This window comes from Microcoleus sp. B5-D4 (assembly GCF_036705145.1).
GTDB lineage: Bacteria > Cyanobacteriota > Cyanobacteriia > Cyanobacteriales > Microcoleaceae > Microcoleus.
Genome location: NZ_JAUBTV010000060.1, coordinates 1 through 21,702 on the forward strand (window position 1 = coordinate 1; position 21,702 = coordinate 21,702).

At 46.6% G+C, this 21,702-nt stretch carries 15 protein-coding genes; 9 read left to right on the top strand and 6 right to left on the bottom strand.

Annotated features, from left to right (window positions below):
- Window positions 1-243 precede the first annotated feature (243 nt).
- The 4 genes from QUB10_RS23545 (at window position 244) to QUB10_RS23560 (ending at window position 7,764) form a co-directional block, all read left to right on the top strand.
- Entirely contained in the window at window positions 244-1,794 is a 1,551-nt protein-coding gene (locus tag QUB10_RS23545; protein WP_333205669.1) for an adenylate/guanylate cyclase domain-containing protein, read from the top strand.
- A 237-nt stretch (window positions 1,795-2,031) separates the two neighbouring features.
- The gene (locus QUB10_RS23550; protein ID WP_333205670.1) at window positions 2,032-6,246 is read left to right on the top strand and encodes a chemotaxis protein CheB; all 4,215 of its coding nucleotides are present in this window, start codon (window positions 2,032-2,034) and stop codon (window positions 6,244-6,246) included.
- Window positions 6,247-6,439: 193 nt separating this feature from the next.
- Complete coding sequence (locus QUB10_RS23555; protein WP_333205671.1) at window positions 6,440-6,823, top strand: endonuclease domain-containing protein; 384 nt, start codon at window positions 6,440-6,442, stop codon at window positions 6,821-6,823.
- Between the two features lie 200 nt (window positions 6,824-7,023).
- Window positions 7,024-7,764, top strand: a complete 741-nt coding sequence (locus tag QUB10_RS23560) for an HAD family hydrolase (RefSeq protein ID WP_333205672.1) — start codon at window positions 7,024-7,026, stop codon at window positions 7,762-7,764.
- A 280-nt stretch (window positions 7,765-8,044) separates the two neighbouring features.
- On the opposite strand, the gene QUB10_RS23565 is transcribed toward QUB10_RS23560, so the two are convergent.
- A complete protein-coding gene (locus QUB10_RS23565; RefSeq protein ID WP_333205673.1) occupies window positions 8,045-8,536 on the bottom strand; it encodes an N-acetyltransferase family protein in 492 nt (163 codons plus the stop codon).
- Between the two features lie 195 nt (window positions 8,537-8,731).
- Window positions 8,732-9,805, bottom strand: a complete 1,074-nt coding sequence (gene tsaD, locus QUB10_RS23570) for a tRNA (adenosine(37)-N6)-threonylcarbamoyltransferase complex transferase subunit TsaD (RefSeq protein WP_333205674.1) — start codon at window positions 9,803-9,805, stop codon at window positions 8,732-8,734.
- Window positions 9,806-10,135: 330 nt separating this feature from the next.
- On the opposite strand from tsaD, the gene QUB10_RS23575 reads away from it, so the two are divergent.
- The 4 genes from QUB10_RS23575 (at window position 10,136) to ilvN (ending at window position 13,161) form a co-directional block, all read left to right on the top strand.
- Window positions 10,136-10,624, top strand: a complete 489-nt coding sequence (locus QUB10_RS23575; protein WP_333138816.1) for a Photosystem I reaction center subunit III — start codon at window positions 10,136-10,138, stop codon at window positions 10,622-10,624.
- Between the two features lie 118 nt (window positions 10,625-10,742).
- Window positions 10,743-10,871 carry a photosystem I reaction center subunit IX gene (gene psaJ / locus QUB10_RS23580; protein WP_106151078.1) on the top strand — a complete coding sequence of 43 codons (129 nt, stop codon included), beginning with the start codon at window positions 10,743-10,745 and terminating at the stop codon, window positions 10,869-10,871.
- A gap of 245 nt (window positions 10,872-11,116) precedes the next feature.
- A complete protein-coding gene (locus tag QUB10_RS23585; RefSeq protein WP_333205675.1) occupies window positions 11,117-11,929 on the top strand; it encodes a carbon-nitrogen hydrolase family protein in 813 nt (270 codons plus the stop codon).
- A 713-nt stretch (window positions 11,930-12,642) separates the two neighbouring features.
- Window positions 12,643-13,161 (top strand): acetolactate synthase small subunit, encoded by a 519-nt coding sequence (gene ilvN, locus QUB10_RS23590; RefSeq protein ID WP_332945237.1) that lies wholly within the window; start codon window positions 12,643-12,645, stop codon window positions 13,159-13,161.
- Window positions 13,162-13,292: 131 nt separating this feature from the next.
- Here the strand turns inward: ilvN and QUB10_RS23595 are convergent, their stop codons facing one another.
- Together QUB10_RS23595 and QUB10_RS23600 are read right to left on the bottom strand one after the other, a co-directional pair.
- Window positions 13,293-16,838, bottom strand: a complete 3,546-nt coding sequence (locus QUB10_RS23595) for an EAL domain-containing protein (RefSeq protein WP_333205676.1) — start codon at window positions 16,836-16,838, stop codon at window positions 13,293-13,295.
- Window positions 16,839-16,994: 156 nt separating this feature from the next.
- A complete protein-coding gene (locus QUB10_RS23600) occupies window positions 16,995-17,702 on the bottom strand; it encodes a transposase (RefSeq protein WP_333205677.1) in 708 nt (235 codons plus the stop codon).
- A 634-nt stretch (window positions 17,703-18,336) separates the two neighbouring features.
- On the opposite strand from QUB10_RS23600, the gene QUB10_RS23605 reads away from it, so the two are divergent.
- Window positions 18,337-19,353 carry a zinc-dependent alcohol dehydrogenase family protein gene (locus tag QUB10_RS23605; protein ID WP_333205696.1) on the top strand — a complete coding sequence of 339 codons (1,017 nt, stop codon included), beginning with the start codon at window positions 18,337-18,339 and terminating at the stop codon, window positions 19,351-19,353.
- Window positions 19,354-19,606: 253 nt separating this feature from the next.
- Here the strand turns inward: QUB10_RS23605 and QUB10_RS23610 are convergent, their stop codons facing one another.
- Window positions 19,607-19,753, bottom strand: coding sequence for a hypothetical protein (locus QUB10_RS23610; RefSeq protein WP_333205678.1), 147 nt, complete (start codon window positions 19,751-19,753; stop codon window positions 19,607-19,609).
- 198 nt (window positions 19,754-19,951) lie between these two features.
- Window positions 19,952-21,625, bottom strand: coding sequence for an asparagine synthase-related protein (locus tag QUB10_RS23615; protein ID WP_333205679.1), 1,674 nt, complete (start codon window positions 21,623-21,625; stop codon window positions 19,952-19,954).
- Between the last annotated feature and the right edge of the window lie 77 nt (window positions 21,626-21,702).

Genomic DNA, 21,702 nt, shown 5'->3' on the forward strand with positions numbered 1-21,702 from the left:
ATTAGTCATTAGTCATTAGTCATTAGTCATTAGTCATTAGTCATTAGTCATTAGTCATTAGTCATTAGTCATTAGTCGCTGCTGGGTGGTTGACAATTCCCAATTGCCAATTGCCAATTCCCCATTCTTAATTACCGAGATTTAAGATATTTCTGTAGGCCGATGCAGCGATCGCACTTTGAATTAAAAAAAGTGACAGCGCGATCAATCTGCCTAAATAGGCATGGCCTTCAGGAGGTTAATTTGTTAACATTTATAAAGCTCAGAGACATCGGCACAGGTGCAAACTCATCAGAATTCTCACGCCAGAACCAACCAGACGAGCCAAGTATACAACAAAATTCTTATAAATTTCTTGCCCTGACGCTCAAAGGCAAGTGGATTATGAACCTCGAACTATTAAAAGAAAAATTAGAACAGCTAAAAAAACGTCCCAATTCGAGCAAAGGAACGATCGACCAAATCGAAAACTGGTTAACCGGTTCCCACATTTTGCAGAGATTGAGAATTAATCCTTACTACGTAGCAGGCGATACAGTCAAGAATGTTAAAAAAATTACTTCCGAATTTCTGCACGGAGTGAAAGCCGGTGCCTTCGACTTGCACTGGGATATTCACTGCCCCCACTGCAACATGATTACAGAAGAATTTAAAGATTTGGCAGACACATCAGAAATGTCTTTTTGCCCGATGTGCGAGCGCGAGTTTAAAATTGATTTGCTCGATCGTGTCGAAGTTACTTTTTCCCTAAACAAAGAAATCGAAGACCCGCAACTGCGGCCCGTCTGCGCTCCCCCTCCCGTACTCCAGAGCAAACTGCAACTGGTGACACCTCTCTACTGCACCGAATCCGAGATAGTTAGCTTAGAAGAAGGTCGATACCGCTACTGCTGTCCCCTGACTTTAGCTAAAGGGATTTTAAAGGTTGAAGGCGAAGAAACAGAAGAGATACAAGAAATTAAACTCCAGCAGTTAGCCGGTCCAGATTTTGATAAAAAAGAGCTTGCCGTGCGTCCGGGAAAAGTTAAGCTCGAATTAACTAATACCGAACACAATTTGTCGGGACTGATTTTGCATTCCGATGAATTGCCCGATGAATTGACAGTAGAACAACTGCCCCTGCGGCTGTCAGGAATGCAACTGCTTCATCACCCGGATTATAAGCGTTTGTTCGGCAATCAAGTAATATCGGAAAGAGAACGAGTCAAGATTCGGGCGATTACTATTATGTTTACTGATATTACCGGTTCTACCAGAATGTACGAAACACTGGGAGATACTAAAGCTTACAATATTGTCCGCGATCATTTTGAAATTTTCTTTGAGTCGATCGAGAAATTTGGCGGTAAAGTCATTAAAACTATCGGCGATGCTGTCATGGCTTCTTTTATCAGCAACGAACAAGCAATTAGGGCGGTCGCTGGTGCTGTAGGCTGTTTGAGAGAGTATAACTCAACTCGCCAACCGCAAGAGTGGATTCAAGTCAGAATTGGCATTCACCGAGGTACGGCTTTGCTGGTAAATCTTAATAATTCGATCGACTATTTTGGTTCCACAGTCAACAAAGCCGCCCGGATTCAAAATCTTTCTAAAAGTGACGAAGTTTCGTTTTCCGAAGAGGTTTACAGCGACGCAGCATTTTTAACAGCATTAAAAGCTGCTGGAGTCTCCGAAATTCAAAAACGAGTAGAAGATTTAAAAGGAATACAAGGGGCACAAGTCGCTTATACTGCTAGAATTAATACTGAATCAGTAATCCCGCTGTCTGCTACACTTGTCGCTGAAAAAAGCTAAGTACAAAAGCTGATATACTACTTGGCTATTGCCAGCCTCTTGTTGTGCTCGCCCCAACAGCATATAGAATTGTTCGATAGCGCTCAGATCATGGCTCCCACAGTGTAGCTCATGCTTAAGGGAGCTTCATAATGCCGATAACTTAAGTAGGCTTTGATACAAATAGTCCGAATTACTTAGCCACACGCTTACCAAATATGTTGGCTCCTAAATAACTGAAGTCGAGGACTTCACATTATGACTTCTCCTCAATTATCTCCAGAAAATACACTCGAATCGATCGCACCAGCCGCCCTCGATTGCGAACAATTAACCGAAACCGATGCCCCCTTCCCCATTGTTGGGATTGCCGCCTCAGCAGGAGGTTTGGCAGCCTTCACGGGGTTACTGAGCCATTTACCGACTGATACGGGTATGGCGTTTGTGCTGATTCAGCATTTAGAGCCCAATCACAAAAGTCTGCTGAGCGAGATTCTCGCGAGAACGACGCAAATGCCTGTTAATGAGGTAAAAGACGGCGTAGCTGTAGAGCCCAATCAAGTCTACGTTATTCCGCCCAACACCAAGATGGTGCTATGTAAAGGCGTGCTGCAACTATCACCTCGCGAGAAGATTTATGGCAAATATATGCCAGGAGATGCGTTCTTTACCTCATTGGCGATCGATCGCGGGCACAAAGCAATCGCCGTAGTTTTATCCGGGGGAGACGGAGACGGTTCGCTGGGGCTCAAGGCAATCAAAGCAGCCGGAGGCATGACTTTTGCTCAATGTCAAGACACAGCAAAAGTCGATAGTATGCCGAATACCGCTGTTGCGACAGGCAATGTCGATTTCATTCTGCCACCGGAAAAAATTGCCGAGGAACTGGGAAACTATAGTCGCAGTCCCCTTCTCACTGGCCCGCTTCCCCTGACAAAAGTTGAGGAATCGCCCGAACAGGGAGATGCCCTGACAACTATTTTTGCGCTGCTGAAATCGAGCACAGGCGTTGATTTTAGTCACTACAAACCCACCACGATCTCTCGACGCATCCAGCGACGGATGGTGTTGTACAAGCTGGAAAGCTTGAATGATTACGCCCAACATCTTCGACACAATTCGGCTGAAGTCACAGCCCTGTATGAAGAAATCCTGATCCACGTTACCAGTTTCTTCCGCGATCCCGAAGCCTTTGAAAAGTTAAAAGAACTGGTTTTCCCCACGATTACCCAAAATAAATCGGCCGAAACTCCGATTAGGATTTGGGTGGCAGGATGTTCGACAGGTGAAGAAGTTTATTCGATCGCCATTTGCTTGTTAGAGTTTTTGAGCGATCAAGTTATCCAGCCACCGATCCAGATTTTTGCCACGGACATTGGCGAACAGGCGATCGGCAAAGCGAGGTCTGGCGTCTACTCAGAAAACCAGATGGTAGATGTTTCACTAGAACGACGTACTCGCTTCTTTATTGCCGAAGCAAGAGGTAGCTATAGAATCAGCAAGGCAGTCCGCGAACTTTGTGTATTTGCCCGACAAGACTTAGGCAGCGACCCGCCTTTTTCCAATATCGATTTAGTTAGCTGTCGCAATGTGCTGATCTACTTGGGAGAGTCATTGCAAAAAAAAGTGATGCCGATTTTCCATTACAGTCTTAAGCCAACGGGCTTTCTCCTGTTAGGCACTTCTGAGAGTACCGGAGAATTTTCCTACTTGTTTACTTCAGTGGATAAAAAGTCTAAAATTTATGCCAAAAAGTTGACTGCGACTCGTCCCAATTTTTCGTTTACGCCGAGTTCCTATCCCGTAGCTAAAGCACGTGAACGGCAGGAAGTGAAGGACAATTTTACGAATAGCTTGGATTTACAACAAGAAACTGACCAACTGATTTTAAATCGATATGCCCCAGCCAGTGTGGTTGTCAACGAGCAGATGAAAATCCTGCAAGTGCGGGGAGACATCGATCCTTACTTGAGAGTGGTAGCCGGAACGCCCGACTTAAACTTGCTGGCAATGGCAAGGGCAGGCTTGCTGGTTGAGCTTCGCACCGCGATTTATCAGGCACAAACGCAGAACGTAACCATTAGGAAAGAAAGGGTATTGCTTGAATCGGGCGGACGATCGAGTATCGTCAATTTTGAGGTGATTCCCTTCCGGCCACAGGCCGTCGAAGGACGCTACTTTTTGGTGGTATTTGAAGAGGCTTCACCCACGGTGCTTAACCTCAGCACCCTTACTTCTGAAAGCTTAGATCAAGCTGATCTATATCGTGAAATTGAGCTGCTGAGGCAGCAAGTTGCAGCCGCTAACCAAGAAAAAACTGCGGCTCAAGCCCAACTGCAAGCGGTGATCCAGGATCAGGAAAGTCTCAACCAAGACCTCAAAGTTGCGAACGAAGAAATCCTATCGAGCAATGAGGAGTTGCAAAGCACCAATGAGGAGTTAGAAACTGCCAAAGAAGAGATTCAAGCCACTAACGAGGAACTCACTACCACTAACGATGAACTTCGCAGCCGAAATATTGAACAAAGCCTGGTCAATAACGATCTGATAAATTTGCTTTCCAGTATCAATATCCCTATCTTAATGCTGACAAACGATTTACAGATTCGACGTTTTACGCCAACGGCACAGCAAATTTTTAGTGTGATTCCCACAGATGTTGGACGACCTTTTAGCGACATCCGCTCAACTCTGAACGTTCCTGACTTGGAACAGATGATTTTGGAGGTGATTGATACTCTCCAGACGAAAGAACAAGAAGTTCAAACTTTATCGGGATATTGGTACAACCTCCGCATTCGTCCTTACCGGACAACGGAAAACCAGATTGACGGTGTGGTGATGGTTTTGCTCGATATTGATGCTCTTAAACGCAGTGCCAGAACCTTGGAGGAGGCCCGAAATTATGCTGAAACCATTGTGGAAACTGTGCAAACGCCTTTAGTCGTCCTAGATGCTGATTTCCGAGTGAATAAAGCAAATCGATCGTTTTATGAAATGTTTCAGGTTTCACCGTCAGAAACAGCAAAATCTTCGCTGTTTGAGCTAGGCAACGGGCAGTGGAATATCCCCCAAGTGCGATGGATTCTGGAAGATATTCTGGTTAGTGATGTTCAGCTTGAAAACTTTGAGTTGGATCACCTATTTGATAATATCGGGTCCAAAACCATGCTGCTGAATGCTTGTAAACTTGAACGAGAAGATCGAGCTTTAATGATTCTGTTGTCGATCGAGGATATCACGGAGCGCAAGCAGTTGGAGACAGTACGATCGCAGTTATTACTGCAGGAACAGTTTGCCCGCCACCAGGCAGAAACAGCCAACCGTAGTAAAGATGAATTTCTGGCGAATCTCTCCCACGAATTACGCAATCCTTTGACTCCGATCCTGGGCTGGGCACAAATTCTGCGTTCCGGGAAACTGAAGGAAGCAGCCGTTACTAAGGCTTTAGAGGTGATCGAGCGCAGCGCGAGAGCGCAATCTCAGTTAATCGAAGATATCCTGGATATTTCCCGGATTACGAGTGGCAAGCTTCAACTGTGCATTTGTCCGATCGATCTGCGGTTAGTGGTGCAAGCTGCGCTGGAGGGGGTTCAATTATCAGCCGAAGCAAAAAACATTCAAATTGTTTCGCAGTTGATTTCTACGACTGTTTTAGGGGATATCAATCGCTTGCAGCAAGTTGTGTGGAATCTTCTGTCTAATTCGATTAAGTTTACTCCGGCGGGGGGACGAGTGGAAATCAGGCTATCGACGATCGATAATCATGCTCAACTTCGAGTCAGCGATACGGGAAAAGGCATTGGGGCACAGTTTTTGCCGTATATTTTCGATCGTTTCCATCAAGGCGATTCCAGCAGCGTTAAGACGAATCAAGGGCTGGGATTGGGTTTGTCGATCGTGCGTCACCTGGTTGAATTGCACGGGGGAACGGTGCAAGCCGAAAGTCCGGGTGAGGAACAAGGAACTACAATGACTGTGAGATTGCCGTTGCGATCGCTACCTCCAGAGTTGACATCGGCGATCGATTTAAAGTCAACTGCTTTGGTAGGGCCTTTAAACGCCTCTAGCGAGCGCGTCCCCTCTCTAGAAGGCTTGCACATTTTAGCCGTAGACGATCAGATCGATACGCGCGACTTCTTACAATTTGTGCTTGAAGGCTACGGGGCGGAGGTTTTGGCAGTTGCATCTGCCAGAAGTGCGATCGCTGCTTTGACTGAAAATCCCGGCAGATATGACGTGCTCATCTCCGATATCGGAATGCCAGAGGAAGATGGGTATTTCTTAATTAGAGAAGTGCGAGCTCTTGCTGCGGCAGCCGGAGGAGAAATCCCCGCCGCGGCGCTGACTGCCTATGCGGGCGATAAAGAACGCGAAAGGGCGATCGAAGCAGGTTTTCAAAGACATATGGTTAAGCCCATCCAGCCGGTTGTACTAGCATTAATGGTGGCTAATTTAGTAGGACGATTTTAAATATTGTGGAGTTTTGATTTATCATGTTTGAGATTAGATTAGGCAGTTAAACTCTTGTCCCCCGGAGATCCCCCTAAATCCCCCTTAAGAAGGGGAGTAGGGGTTGACTTTGAGTGCTTCATGTCCCCCCTTTGTAGGGGCGGTGCCCCCGTGCCCGCCCTTGGCTAGGGGGGATCGATCCGAGATTAGGAGGATGATGACCAAATTAAACGACTCGAATTTCCACCTACCTTACAACCCAAAACTCATCCCTATCGCCAAGGAACTTCGGAAAAATCCAACTCCAGCCGAAAAGAAACTTTGGGAAGATTTTCTGAGAAATTTCCCTTTTAGAGTTTTGAGACAGCGGCCGATCGACAATTTTATTGTAGATTTTTATTGTGCTGCTTTAAGATTGGTAATTGAGGTTGATGGCGAGAGTCATTTTACTGAACCGGGGAAACAATATGATGCGGAAAGAACAGGGATTTTCGAGGGGTATGGACTGCAAGTTGTCAGGTTTACGAATGTTGATGTGTTGCAGTGTTTTGAGGGAGTTTGTCAGGAGTTGTTGGGTGCGTGCGATCGTCATTCTTAGGGCTATATCCCCTCTAACCCCTTTTAATAAGGAGGGGACAAGAGTGCGATCGGGCATCTCGTAATAGTTAAGGCCAGATCCCCCCTAGCCCCCCTTAATAAGGGGGGGACAAGAGATTTAGGTTGCGCTAAAAACAATTGCTAAAAATACCACAATATGAGACTATACAAAAAAATATAAAAATTACGGAGTTCAGATTCTTGGTAACTATTAAATGTCGGGGCATTACCTTCTCGAACATCCAAGCCGTAATCTTTGACAAAGACGGCACTCTAGAGGATTCTCAAGAATTTTTGAGATTGTTGGGGATGAAGCGAGCGCGCCTCGCAGACGCTCAAATTCCGGGGGTTGGAGAGCCTTTACAAATGGCTTTCGGCATCGAAGGTGGCAGCATCGACCCCACAGGCTTGCTAGCAGTCGGTAGTCGCAGGGAAAATGAGATTGTGGCGGCGGGATACATCGCCGAAACCGGCAGAGGATGGCTGGAATCTTTAACTATTGCGCGCCGCGCTTTTGATGAAGCTGACGAAATGTTTAAAAATAGTGCTGTTTCTCCTTTATTTGTCGGCAGTTTGGAAGTGCTGAAATATCTTTCGGAAGCGGGTTTAAAACTGGGAATTCTTTCGGCGGCTACGACGGAGGTTGTGCAGAAGTTTGTGAAACACCACGCATTAGCTGACTACATTCAGTTAGAAATGGGAGTTGATTCAACGGTTCATAAACCCGATCCGAAATTGTTTTTGCAAGCTTGTGAGAAACTCGGAGTAAATCCCGCAGCAACTTTGATGGTGGGAGATTCAGCGGGCGATATTCAGATGGGTAAAAATGCGGGCGCGGCTGGCTGTATCGGGATTTGTTGGGGAAAGGCCCAGGTTAGTCATTTGGAAAATGCTGATGTGGCGATCGCATCTTTGGAGGAAATTACAATTTTAGCAGATTGAGGTAGGGAAACGGCATTGCCGTTTCCTCCAAATTAGGACACGGCATTGCCCATTGGTGACAACTTAACGTACAACCGATAGTCCGGCAGGGAATGAATTCCCTGCCTCAAAGCGAAAGTCCTCTTAAGAGGACTCAGAAGAAAAATTTAAGATTCATTAGTCCTCTTAAGAGGACTTTCGCTATTAGACAGGGAATTCATTCCCTGGCGGACTGACGGGCGGACGGAAGGATTGGGCGGACTGACAGTTTAAGTTGACACCAATGGCCATTGCCGTTTCCCTACAGACAGCGCAAACCCAGAATTACGACATCTCTTTCAAGGCCGTCAAGTTCGGCAACTTGTGGCAGATATCCCCACCGCTGAAAGCCAAATTTCTCAAACAATCTTACACTCGGCTGATTGTGAGCAAAAATTATTCCTATGAGAGTTTTAAGCTTCAATTCTGGACTCCGCACAATTGCCGATTGCAATAATTTTTGTCCGATTCCGCAGCGTTGGCGATCGGGTGCGACGTAAATGCTAACTTCTGCTGTATGCTGATAGGCGGCGCGTCCGTAGAAAATCTGCAAACTCAGCCAGCCAACAATATTTTGTTCTGATTCCATTACCCAAATCGGCCAGGAATTGGAGGAGTGTTCTCTGTACCACGGGAGGCGGCTTTCGACTGAGACTGGTTTTAAATCTGCTGTGGCCATTCTGCCCGGTATTGCTGCGTTATATATTTGGACAATTGCTGGCAAATCGCTTTCTTCTGCGTCGCGGATTTTCATCGTTGGGTTAACTGTTGACTGTTGACGGTTAACTGATACCAATTTAAGGTGAAGTTGCACATATCTCGATCCCCCTAAATCCCCCTTAAGAAGGGGAGTAGGGGTTGACTTTGAGAAGAATCTTGTCCCCCCCTTATTAAGGGGGGCTAGGGGGGATCAGATTCTATGCAGCCTCATAAAAAATTCGTATAATAACTAATGACTCTTGTACATTTCCATAATATCGCTGACAGCCATTCTTGAATTTGCTCCCAAAGTTAGCGGTGATGTGTGTCCTCGCTGCAAGTGTTCTGCGGCTGCACAGCCAATCATTGCTGCGTTGTCTGTACAATATTTTAATGGCGGAAACAATACCCGCAAGTTGTGTTTTGCTGCTGCTGCTTGTAAGTGTTTTCGGAGTCCGCTGTTTGCTGCAACTCCCCCGCCGACTACAATAGTGGTAAGCCCGAAATTTACGGCACAGTCGATCGCTCTTTTTGTTAAACCCTTAGCTACAGTTTCCTGAAAGCTGGCCGCAATATCATTAATTGTAGAGGCAGGCAAGATGCCTTCCTCACCCACATTGTTATTTTGTTTCTTGAGTTTCTGCACTAATTGCAAAACTGCGGTTTTCAACCCGCTAAAACTACTGTCGTAAGGATGATAGCCACCACCAGGCAAGGAAATTCTGCCTTCTGGTAGGGGGTATGCTTGGGGATTGCCAAGGGCGGCCAATTTGTCAATCAGTGGCCCGCCGGGATATCCTAGCTGCAATAGTCTCGCGACTTTATCAAAAGCTTCGCCGGCTGCGTCGTCGCGTGTTTGTCCTACAGTTTCATAAACGCCGCAATCTTTGACGTAAATGAAGCTAGTGTGTCCCCCGGAAACTAACAAACACAAAAACGGTGGCTGCAAGTCGGGTTCGGTAAGGTAAGAAGCGTAGATGTGTCCTTCGAGGTGGTGGACGCCTAAGAAAGGTTTTTGATGGACTATTGCCAAGCTTTTCGCCGCTGTCAGCCCGACTAACAATGCACCTACTAAACCGGGGGCACAAGTCGCTGCAATGCCGTCAATTTCTGACCAACTCAGGTTTGCTTCACCGAGACACTGGGCAATTACCTGATTGAGCATTTCTAGGTGACTCCGCGAAGCCACTTCCGGCACTACCCCGCCATACTGCTCGTGGATTTTAATTTGTGATGCTACAACATTGCTGCAAACTTGACGATTCTTAACAATTGCTGCTGCTGTTTCGTCACAACTTGTTTCGATTGCGAAAATGGTTGCCATTAACTGCTAATTTTATTTGATAGGTTAGTTATTGCTAGCTTAACTAATTCGGCGCAAGTCCCCCGCTCAACCTGTACTCAGGTTATTGTTAAGGGATTTTTGCCCGATCGACAGCTAAGGCCATCATCGGATGCAATGAAGGAATATCCTCGCGGTATTGCTAGCTCAGCATTGACCTATGAAAACGGGAATCCCTCATTCTATTGGGCTTTGCCGCATTAATGGTGGATACTTTACACTGTCAACAAACACGGTAATCTGGATTCCAGATCGGCAAGTTGAAATGCTTGTACAAAAACTTATTGTTTTGTAACAAAAGGAAACAATTCCATGCGACGATTGTTTGCTGCAATTTTAGTGTTGAGTGTCTGGATCAGTTTTGCTCCAGTTGCTTCGGCTTACAATTTAGTGCCGTGCAAAGACTCTCCCGAATTCAAGGAACTGGCTAAAAATGCACGTTCTACCAATGGCGACCCCGCATCTGCGAAAGCAAGATTCGATCGCTATTCTCAAGCTATGTGCGGCCCGGAAGGATACCCGCACTTAATCGTAGACGGCAACTTGAGCAAAGCAGGGGACTTTTTGATTCCTAGCATACTGTTCTTGTATATGGCTGGTTGGATTGGTTGGGTAGGCCGTTCTTATCTGCAAGTTACCAAAAAATCAGCAACCCCAGAGGAAAAAGAGATTATTATCGACGTTCCTTTGGCAATCAAATGTATGCTGAGCGGCGTTTTATGGCCTCTGGCAGCTCTCACATCAATCACCAGCGGTGAAATGTTTGCCAAGGACGACGAAATTACTGTTTCCCCCCGCTAAAATTGGGAAATGGAGAAGAGCTAATAGCTAACAGTTAAGTAATTAACTAGAAATTAGCAATTAGCGCGCTTATCGATCGGCAATTACCAACTGTCTCGAATTTTCAGGAGCAGAATTCATGCAATACTTTGTCAAGTTTCTTTCGACCGCCCCAGTATTGGCTATCCTTTGGCTATCTATTCAAGGCGCGGCTTTAATTGAATTTAACCGCTTTTTCCCCGACCTGCTTTTCCATCCGATGCCTTAAGATTTGAGGGAAATTAGGTTGCAAAACCTAGGAGAAAAAAGTTGAGAGTTTTGAGTTTTGAGTGATGAGTTACAGGTTAATTTAAAGCTCAAATATCAAAACTCTCAAACCAGATTAGTTGGTGCAAAGCCAGCCCCTAAATGGGTTAAAGCCAAGGATATAAACTATTTAGTTATCAAATTAGTTCCCAATGACTAATGACTAATGACTAATGACTAATGACTAATGACTAATATTTGGAATCGATGAAGTCTTATCTCGCCGCAGCAATTCAAATGACTAGCTTGCCTGACCTGCAAAAAAATTTGGTTCAGGCAGAGGAATTAATCGACCTGGCAGTGCGTCGGGGTGCGGAGTTAGTTTCCTTACCAGAAAATTTTTCGTTTATGGGAGAGGAGGAGGAAAAGATTGCTTCAGCAGAGGCGATCGGGCTCCAAAGCGAAAAATTCCTCAAAACGATGGCCCAACGGTTCCAGGTAACGATTCTGGGCGGCGGATTTCCAGTGCCGACGGAGGGGGGGAAGGTATACAATACTTGTTTGCTGGTAGACCCAAACGGCACTGAAGTGGCAAGGTACAGAAAAGTCCATTTGTTCGATGTGAATGTGCCAGACGGCATTACTTACAGGGAATCGAACACGGTGAAAGCTGGTGAAGATTTGCCGCCTGTTTATGTGTCACCGGATTTGGGGACGCTGGGACTTTCGGTGTGCTATGACGTGCGGTTCCCGGAAGTGTACAGGCATTTGTCGTACAAGGGGGCTGATATTTTGTTCGTGCCGGCGGCGTTTACCGCTTACACTGGCAAGGATCACTGGAAGGTTTTGTTGCAAGCTAGGGCGATCGAGAATACTTGTTATATGATTGCCCCTGCACAAACTGGCCACCACTACGGCCGCCGTCAAACACACGGTCACGCGATGATTATAGACCCTTGGGGTGCCGTTTTGGCGGATGCTGGAGAGGAACCGGGTGTGGCAATTGCAGAAATTAATCCCGATCGACTAGAACAAGTCCGCCGCCAGATGCCATCTCTGCAACACCGGGTTTTTCTTTGAAGGAATTTTGAGACCAATTGGTCTCAAAATTTCAGTCCCAGTGGCCACCCAACCTTTCAAGTTTTTATTCGCTCAAGTAATTGTGTAGGTTCGTACACAAAAAACTTAGATCGTGTGGGTGCGATCGACCAAAATAACGGGGATGTAGCGGGTTTACGCCGATCTGTGACTGATATTGTCCGGGCGTGACTGTGGGCCCCGACAGCTTAATATATTGTTTTTTCCCGGAGAGGAACGGCCAATAACTCGCGATAAAATGTCTAAGGCAGGTTCAATGGGCGTGCACTTCTGCTAAAAGGCGAATTGGCGAAAGTAGAATTGCACGAAATGCGTCTTTTTGGAGAATTGACATCCACCCCGACCGTCGCGGACGGGGATTCCCAAACCTCACGATTTGAATTTCTGCTTCTTCGCAACTGCCTCCACCCTAAAAGAGATTTGGTCTTATGTTCGCTCTCGCGCACTAACCCCGCAAGCCCTGCGGTTTTTACGTATCGAATACCAAACGGAATTCTTCGTAGTTTTGATTCTAGGGATGCTTACCATTGCCCTATCCTCTTTTCCCGGTCTACCGATTTTGCTTCGCCGCCAGCACCTCGGGCTGAACTTCGCTCGTATAGGCTGTTTGATCCATCGTCTCGGGTGGGTCGTTGACCAATTATATTGTAATATAAAGCCGTCCTAAAAGGACGAGGTTTCTACCCAATTTTCTGATGAAACACACTCTTTCGGTTTTAGTTGAAGATGAAGCGGGTGTCCTCACTCGAATTGCTGGTTTGTTTGCCCGTCGGGGTTTTAATATTGAAAGTCTGGCCGTTGGCCCGGCGGAGCAAGTGGGAATATCTCGGATTACGATGGTTGTACCCGGAGATGACCAGATTATCGAACAGTTGACAAAGCAACTGTACAAGTTGATTAACGTGCTTAAAGTTCAGGATATAACGGAAATTCCCTGTGTCGAACGGGAGTTGATGTTGCTGAAAGTTAATGCTGCTAGCGGAACGCGATCGGAGATAATTGAGTTAGCTCAAATTTTTAGAGCGCGAGTGGTGGATATTGGTGATGATACGCTGACATTGGAAGTTGTCGGAGATCCCGGTAAAATGGTGGCGATCGTCCAGGTTCTGAATAGATTTGGGATTAAGGAAATTGCTCGTACTGGAAAAATTGCCCTGACGCGAGAGTCGGGGGTAAATACTGAGTTTCTCAAGTCTTTGGAAGCGAAAGTTTAAGTCATTAGTCATTAGTCATTAGTCATTAGTCATTAGTCAGAAAGAATGTTTTAACTTTTAACTTTCGACTTCTTATTACCAACTACCAATTACCAATGACTGATGACCAATGACTAATGACTCCTGACTAATTACCATTTGGGTTGACTTTCTATCAAAAGTGTGGCTGCGATGCTGTCTATCGGCTTTGAGAAAAAGTATCCTTGTCCGTATTCGCATTGCAGGGCTCTGAGTAAATTAAGCTGTTCGCTGGTTTCGATGCCTTCAGCAATTACATCCATACCTAAATGACTGGCTAAAATTAAAATAGTCTGTACAATCGCTTCGTTGCCTTCATCTTCAGTCATGCGGCTGACAAAAGCTCGATCAATTTTTAAAGCATCAGTTGGAAAAGTGTGCAGGCGACTCAAAGAAGAATAGCCTGTGCCGAAATCGTCAATATATAATTGAATTTCTAAATTTTTCAATTCCGCGAGGATAGCGACTGCTGATTCGGCATTCTCCATGATGACGCCTTCAGTAATTTCTAACTTTAAACTGCGGGGGTCAAGCTGAGTTTCTTGTAAAATTTCGCGAATGCGATCGATTAAATCCGGTTGTTTAAATTGTTGGTTAGAAAGGTTGACGCTGACAGTCAACGGCGGATTTGCGGGGAATTTTTGGTGCCACTCGTGGATCTGATGACAAGCCGATCGCATCATCCACCAGCCCATAGGTATAATCAATCTAGTTTCTTCAGCTACTAAAATAAACTCGCCAGGAGATACGACACCCCGCTGCGGGTGATACCACCGAATCAGCGCTTCAAAACCGCTGATTCTACCAGTAACTAGAGAGACGATGGGCTGATAGTAAAGCTGAAATTCCTGGGAGTCTAAAGCGCGTCGCAGGTCGTTTTCCAGTTGCAAAAGGGCGACGGCGCGAGTGTGCATACTTAAGTCAAAAACTTCGTGGCGAGCTTTGCCCAATCCCTTAGCATGATACATGGCAGCATCTGCATCTCGGAGCAGTTCTTCAGGCCGATCGTACAATATTTGGCACGGGACATTGGGAACAGGAGAGTCGGAAGATAAGCAAGACAAAGAAGTTTCCCGATCGAGATTTCCCAGATTTTCGGGACTCGACAGTTTGCGGGTTTCCCTTGGATACCGAGGAAAACCAGAACAAACAATCCCAATGCTAGCGCTGGTAAAAACTTGATACTCGTTAAGGTAAAAAGGCTCTGCCAGTTCCGCTTGCACTCGTTCGGCAACCTGGATCGCATCCTCGGTGCTTTTGATATTTTCCAGCAAAATCGCGAATTCGTCGCCGCCAAGACGGGCAACGGTATCTCCAGCGCGCAAACAGATTCCCAGGCGCTGCGCGATCGCGATCAGCAACCGATCGCCCACTAAATGCCCCAAACTGTCGTTAACAACCTTAAAGCGATCGAGATCGATAAACAGCACCGCAAACAAAACCTCGGGGCGGCGTTTTGAAAGCTCGATCGCGTGTCCCAAGCGATCCATAAATAAAGATCGGTTGGGCAAACCGGTTAGCATATCGTGCAAAGCATCGTGTACTAACTTATCTTCTGCTATTTTGCGGAGGGTGATATCTTCGACAGTGCCTTCGTAGTAAAGTAAATTTCCGTCAGGGTCGCGAACTGCCCGCCCGTTCTCGGAAACCCAGATAGTAGTGCCGTCAGCGCGGTAAACTTGGGACTCGAACTCAGACACAAAACCTTGTTTTTCGATCGCGCGCAAAAACTCCGCGCGCCGGTTGGGATCGAGGTAAAGTTGGCGGTCTATATCTTGGATATTCGCGATCAATTCGGCGGCCGACTCGTAACCGTAAATTCTCGCCAAAGCAGGGTTAGCGCTGAGGTAGCGTCCGTCGGGCGTTGTCTGGAAAATGCCTTCGATCGCATTTTCAAAGATACTGCGGTATTTCTCTTCCGCCTGTTGCAGCGCGAATTCTGCCTGCTTGCGATCAGTGATATCGGTCAACGTGCCGAGATAGCCTAGAACTTCCCCACTTTGGGTAATTTCTGGCACTGCTTGCCAAAATACCCAGGTGGTGAAGTCACCGTTGCAAAAGCGGTACTCTAACTTACAGGGCAACTTGTCTGTGACAGCGCGATACCACTGGCTCAAAACACGCTCGCGGTCTTCGGGATGCAAACTTTGCGCCCAACCTTCGCCTAGTGCCTTTGGCGCAGTCAGTCCCGCCATCTCTAAAAATCGCTCATTGACGTACAAGCAATCTCCAGCAGCGTCGGCGCGGAAAATCCCGACAGGCAGTATTTTTGCCAAGGTGTAATAGCGATATTCGCTTTCTAGCAGCGCGCTGGCAGCTACTTTAGTCTCGGTGATGTCAAACATGGCGCCTTGAAGGATGACAGACTTGCTTGCTTCATCGCGAACTGCGGTCGCTTGATCGCGGAACCAGACGACTCGACCGTTGCGGGCGATCGCGCGGTATTCTGAAACCAGCGACCCCTCGCAGAAGATATCTTCTCCATCGCTGAATTTCTGTGTGGCGTTTTCCACTAACACGCGGTCACGGTCTTCTGGGTGAACGAGTTTCAGCCACAGGTCGGGATCTGCTCTCCATTCAGCTACAGAATAACCTAGAAAAGTCTCGATTTGCGGGCTGATGTAAAGTTTGGCTGCCTTGCGGTTGAGGGGAGAAATGTAGGTGACAGCGGGCATTTGTTCTACCAGGGCGCAGTATTTCGCTTCTACAGTGGACAGTGCTGCTTCTAGGCGCTGCCGCTCTAATTCGGCGGCGGCCCGTCCCGCAAAGATGTTGAGAATTAATCGGAATTTGGCAAGATGTGCTTCCACCAGCGGTCGATCGTGAAAAATACAAATAATGCCTAAAGGTTCGCCGTAAGAGTTTTTCAGCAAGACTCCCAGGAAACTGCGCGCACCCGTAACTACCGGTCTGCGGTCTTCTGGAAAGGTTTCCCCGAGGTAGTCTGGACAGGAATACATTCCCTCCTCCAGCACCCGCGCTTCGGGAGTATTGGCGGTGTCGCAGTCAAAGTTTGGCTGCTGCTGTCCGTCGCTCCAAAAACTGATAAGTTGCAATCTATCGGCCGCAGCATCAGTGCGTGGCTTCGACTTAATCGATTTGGCAGCGACGGCGGTGCGAACTCCGAGTGCTGAGGCTAAGTGGCAAACTAAGGCATCAAAGAATTCTGCCCCCCCTGGCGAATCAGTACCTGCTAGGATTTCGCCCAGCAAATCTTCCTCTAATTGCTCAGAAGCAGTAACTTTGGGAGAATTCTCGGCATTCGGGCGATCGGGATTTTCCCCCATCGAACCCGAAATGCTCAGACTTAGGGTTTTGCTATTTCCAGGCCCCACAAGAGGCGAAGAATTCAGACTTAGGCGCTGTTGCTTAGCCAAGAATACAGGGCGACCCATACCTAAAACTTTACCCAAGAAGCTGTCAGTTGCCGGCCACCGATTTGAGGTGGGAAAAATCCAAAAGTTTTTCCGCATTTTCAATCCCGCAGATAAATCGTCGGGCTTTAAGTCTGCCAACTGCCGTTGCTGTTGGGCTAGCGGTAGACTGGAATGCCTTCGGTGCCACTTGAGACAAATCGCGGGCACCAAGGCTAAAGTCGCCAATAATCCCAGAAGATATGCAAGAATCTCAAAGTAAAAAAATAAATCTAGCTCGAACATCGATTAGCACCGCTCGACAATTATTGTAGTTATCTGAAGCCAATCTATTTAAAAATAACTAAGTATCGTCACGGATGGGTAACGAATACAAGGTCAGATCGCCGTGAAGGCGACAAGAGAGTTAACTGTTCACAAAAAACCGGGCAATACTTGACATTACCCAACTTTTTGTGGTTCTTTTTGTACAGGAGCAACCCGTACAGGTGAAACTGCCAACACATCTCTAGGGTTGTGGCACTCCTCTAAGGGTGAGTTTACGTTTAATTTTATAATCATCTTTAACGCTGCATTCGCATCAGCATTAATCCGACTTTCATTCCAAGACCGAAACCACCCACCTTTACCTCTTTTACCCTGGTAAGGCTCTTGCTTACCGACAGGCTCTAAATCCCCAAATCTGCACTTATTTGTATAATATGCTTGTGTAACTCTTACCTTGATACCGACTAACTCAGTTTGGTAAGTAATAAATTTTATGAGCTGGGTATAAGGAATCACTCCAAAATTGTGATGTTTTTTTTCTAATTTGATATTTTGTTTACCCCTCACGTTTGGGCAAATAATTAACTGGATTATTTTCTCATCCCCCAACCGCTTGACAATCAAACTGCTGGTCTGATGAAGGTAGTTTTCTAATCGCTTGTTGCGATTAAAGGTGATTCGCTGGCTTTGGCGCGTGGTAGATTTTCCCTGGTAAAGTTTTGACTGTAAAAATGCTCGGCGCTGATTAAAACCTTGATTAATTGATTTGAGATGTTTTTTCTCATAAGTAGTTGGAGTAAATGTTGGCTTATTAGATGCCAAAGCGACGAGGTGATCAATCCCTAAATCTATACCTGCTCTGATGTGGTAATTTAAATCCACCAACGTTACAGGCTTTTGATTAGCAACCTCAAAAAAGTATAGCGCTGTTGCAGGAACTACCCTTACCTTTATGACATCTTGGGACTTTGTAGAAATTATTAGGTCACTTTGAGATAAATGAATTAGTCCATTATTGGGGTTTCTCCCCCTTTTTTCTAGGGAGTGGTTCTCCTGACTTAACAAGTTACGTCCCCAGCTTTTCTGTTGGTATTGGGGGATGCTGGGTAGGAATGAAAATCGAGGGATATCTCGACCATAAGCTATTCTTGACTTTGGGCAATCCTCCCAATCGGGAACAACTTGTTTGAGAACTTGATTGCTAATTTGAGCAGGCAATGATTGAGAGCAGTTGGGAGGTTTCAATATGGCAGATAACTGTCTGGTGATTCTGCTACCACCAACTTTAGATCCAGAAGTGAAAAACTGTTTTCTCATATAATATTTACCATGATTGTAGAGATTTATCAACAGAAACGATAAGTCATCAAACTGTTTATAAAACTGATGCTGCCGCTCTCTGTAAGGCCTTTCAACAACAATCATAAATTTTGGGATAAACGAAAAGTTTTTTGTTGCTTTGCTAAGCAAAGTACAATAAAGTCTAGGGATTATCTGATCTAGTGTAACACCCATGATGAAAGCGATCGTTTTTCAAACCCCCGGAAGCCCGTCCGTATTGAAACTGCAAGATATCCCCGCCCCTACTATACAAACAGAAACTGAAGTTTTGGTAAGGTTGCGAGCGGCGGGTATCAATCCGATAGATACTAAGTTGCGATCGCGCGGCACTTTTTACCCCGAGAAAACTCCTCACGTTTTGGGGTGCGACGGTGCTGGAGTCGTAGAGTCTGTCGGTGCTAGTGTGCAAAGTTTCCAAGTGGGAGACGAGGTTTTTTTCTGCAATGGCGGTTTGGGCGGGTCGATCGGTACTTATGCCGAGTTTGCCGTTGTAGACGAACGTTTTCTCGCCCTCAAGCCTGCTGCTTTAAGTTTTGCTGAGGCGGCGGCGGCACCGTTAGTTTTAATTACAGCTTGGGAATCGCTGTACGATCGAGGGCGCTTGCAAGCCGGTCAGGTGTTATCAAAGAAGGTGCTGATTCAAGCTGGTGCCGGCGGTGTCGGCCACGTCGCGATACAGTTGGCGAAGTTACAGGGGGCAGAGGTTTGCACGACTGTTAGTTCAGAGGAAAAAGCCAATTTTGTCAAGCACCTAGGTGCAGATTCAGTTATTTTATACAAAAATACCAATGTTGTCGATGAGGTTTTGACTTGGACTCAAGGACAAGGAGTTGATTTGGCTTTCGATACAGTCGGGGGAGAAACTTTTTACCAAACTATTCCGGCTGTGAAGATTTATGGAGATTTGGTAACAATTTTGGAACCAGATCCGGCTTTGGGCAATTTGAAAACAGCGAGAATGCGGAATCTGCGAATTAGTCTGGAATTAATGTTGACACCGATGCTGGAAGGTTTGGTGGAGGAACAGGAACAGCAGGCTCATATTTTGCAGAAGTGTGCTCGTTTGTGCGATCGCAACTTGCTAAAAATTCACGTCAGCAAAACTTTCCCTCTCGAAGAAGCGCAAGCCGCTCACGAACTGTTAGAAACAGGCTCAGTAACCGGTAAAATAGTGCTGGAAATTGGGGGTTAAAAATGCGGATGCTTAAATAAGAAATTCACAAATGATATCATGTCCGGTCGAGGAACCGCGATTTTTGTAGGGCGAGTTCACCAACAATACCTGCCAATAATTGACACTCTCAAAAACCCGCCCCGACCGGGATATTATCGTTAATCGATCAGACATGATATGAAATTATTGGATAGAAAAGTGCAAAATCCTCGTTAATAATTTTGAGAGAACTCTGGCTAATTCGACGACCAAGGTGAATCTTTGTTTTCTATCAAATCCGTTGGCATCGGAATGATTCATCTGTCTCTTCCGTTTCTCTGTATCCTCTGCGCCCTCTGCGGTTTAATTCGGTTCTATAAACAAGAGCGAAAACCGCATAGGGAAAATGCCATTGTCGATCGAGAAATTTGGGGGTCATTCGATTTTAGATTTTAGATTTTAGATTTTAGATTATATACCTATTTTAAAAAAGAATACTGTTGCATTCTTTTTTAAAATAGGTATAAATAACTTCCACTCTTGAAAGTGGGATGGGCGTCCCGCCCGTCTTTGTTGGACGGGCGGGACGCCCATCCCACAATAACAATTAAAATTGTAAGTTATTTAATTCGCCATCCTAACGGCGATTAACTTGTAACCAAATTTCCAGCGTCACCAGCAGCCACAGCTTCAGCCCATAGCGGGGAAAAACTTCCCCACGATAGTTTAGCCATTCGCGGATTAGTGTTCGATCGAGGTAAGGCGCGATCGCCGCATGACGATTCAGCAACAACGATCGCGCTTGCCACTGCCAATCCCTCAAAAACCACTGCTGCATCGACATCACCATGCCACTTTTCGGACGATTGACAATGACATCGGGCAGCAAATCCGCCACAGCAGCCTTGAGAACCGCTTTTTCCTGCGCGCCCGAAAGCTTGTACTCTGGGGGAATTTGTAAACTCAGCGCCACCATCCGCGCATCGAATAGGGGCGATCGAGCTTCCAATCCCGCCGCAGCCGTGAGATTATTCACCTTGGTCAAAATGTAATCGGCTCCTTTAAACTCAATGTTGAGCCGCATCAGCCGATTCAAAAACGTCGTTTCTGTCTGTTGCAATTCCTCAGCAAAGACGGAAGGCGCATTCTTCACCTTTTCCCAAACCTCCGGCTTCAGCAAACGTGGCAAATCCACATAGCATTTTTGAAACGAAGTCAAGTAAGCTGCGATCGGATCGGATTTAACCTGAATTGAACCATACAAACTGTTGAGCAGCATCGGCTTATTTTTCGGCCCGCCAAAGCACGGATCGCCACCTTCGCCATTGAGTACCACGTCTGCGAATTGCTTTGCCGATCGCCCCAGCAGCAAATTTGGCACTGTCAAGCCTTCCCCCACTGGATCATCCATCGCCGCCAGCGTTTCCGGTAGCAACTCCCAAATTTGCTTTGGCGAAACTTCTAAAATATGGTGCTCAGTGCCACAATGTGCTGCGACGATGTTGGCAAATTCAATCTCGCTGGGATATTGAGCACCAAAGTGCATCGAAAAAGTGTGCACCGGACGATCGTGCAACCGGGCGGCGATCGCAGTCACGCAGCTTGAGTCAATCCCGCCCGAAAGGTATGCTGCAACTGGTTCTCCCGCTGGTAGCGCTGACTGCACCAGTTCTTCCAAGAGCGATCGCACTTGTTGACTGTGCCACTCCAAAGGGCGATCGGCGTTAGCAATTTGCTCCTGTGGCTGCCAGTATCTCTGCGCCTCAATATCCGGTAAGTACAGGTAGCTACCGGGCCGCAACTCTCGCACGGCTTCCCACAGCGTTTGTGCTCCCGGTACAAAGGCACAGCACAAGTAGTCGCGCAAAGCAACTAAATCAAGTTCTCGATCGTGATACAGATTGAGCGATCGCAGTCGAGGCGCGATCCAGCGAGTAGTTCCTGCACGGGTGTAATAGAGCGTTTTGGCTCCCACGCGATCGCGCCCCAGACACAAGGTTTTCTCGTCTCTATCCCACACTGCCAAGGCAAATTGTCCTGACAGTAAGCTCAAAGTTTGAGGGCCTGACTGTTCCCATAGCCGCCCGACGATCGCCAAATCGGTCAATCCCTCGCTATCAATCTGTTGTTTGAGCATTGGAGTGCGATCAAAACAGCAGTCACCTACCAGCACAAATCGCTGATTGGGGCTGAAGGTGGGTTCAGCTCCGATTATGGCAAAACCGGAAGTTTCCCAAGTTGCAGGGTGCGATCGGGCTTCTGGGCCCCAAGCAATGACCCAATTAGGGTAGATAGACTTCTGAGTCTGCATTTTAAATTAGAGATCTCCCATAATTAATTATTGTGGAACAGGCCGGAAAGCCTGTTCAAAACAGGCTTTTCTTGAGA

Excerpts from the sequence above, each read along its gene's own strand:
- QUB10_RS23550 (WP_333205670.1), top strand. The coding sequence starts at position 2,032 with ATGACTTCTCCTCAATTATCTCCAGAAAATACACTCGAATCGATCGCA.
- QUB10_RS23555 (WP_333205671.1), top strand. The coding sequence starts at position 6,440 with ATGATGACCAAATTAAACGACTCGAATTTCCACCTACCTTACAACCCA.
- QUB10_RS23565 (WP_333205673.1), bottom strand. The coding sequence starts at position 8,536 with ATGAAAATCCGCGACGCAGAAGAAAGCGATTTGCCAGCAATTGTCCAA.
- tsaD (WP_333205674.1), bottom strand. The coding sequence starts at position 9,805 with ATGGCAACCATTTTCGCAATCGAAACAAGTTGTGACGAAACAGCAGCA.
- QUB10_RS23575 (WP_333138816.1), top strand. The coding sequence starts at position 10,136 with ATGCGACGATTGTTTGCTGCAATTTTAGTGTTGAGTGTCTGGATCAGT.
- psaJ (WP_106151078.1), top strand. The coding sequence starts at position 10,743 with ATGCAATACTTTGTCAAGTTTCTTTCGACCGCCCCAGTATTGGCTATC.
- QUB10_RS23585 (WP_333205675.1), top strand. The coding sequence starts at position 11,117 with ATGAAGTCTTATCTCGCCGCAGCAATTCAAATGACTAGCTTGCCTGAC.
- ilvN (WP_332945237.1), top strand. The coding sequence starts at position 12,643 with ATGAAACACACTCTTTCGGTTTTAGTTGAAGATGAAGCGGGTGTCCTC.
- QUB10_RS23595 (WP_333205676.1), bottom strand. The coding sequence starts at position 16,838 with ATGTTCGAGCTAGATTTATTTTTTTACTTTGAGATTCTTGCATATCTT.
- QUB10_RS23605 (WP_333205696.1), top strand. The coding sequence starts at position 18,337 with ATGAAAGCGATCGTTTTTCAAACCCCCGGAAGCCCGTCCGTATTGAAA.
- QUB10_RS23610 (WP_333205678.1), bottom strand. The coding sequence starts at position 19,753 with ATGACCCCCAAATTTCTCGATCGACAATGGCATTTTCCCTATGCGGTT.
- QUB10_RS23615 (WP_333205679.1), bottom strand. The coding sequence starts at position 21,625 with ATGCAGACTCAGAAGTCTATCTACCCTAATTGGGTCATTGCTTGGGGC.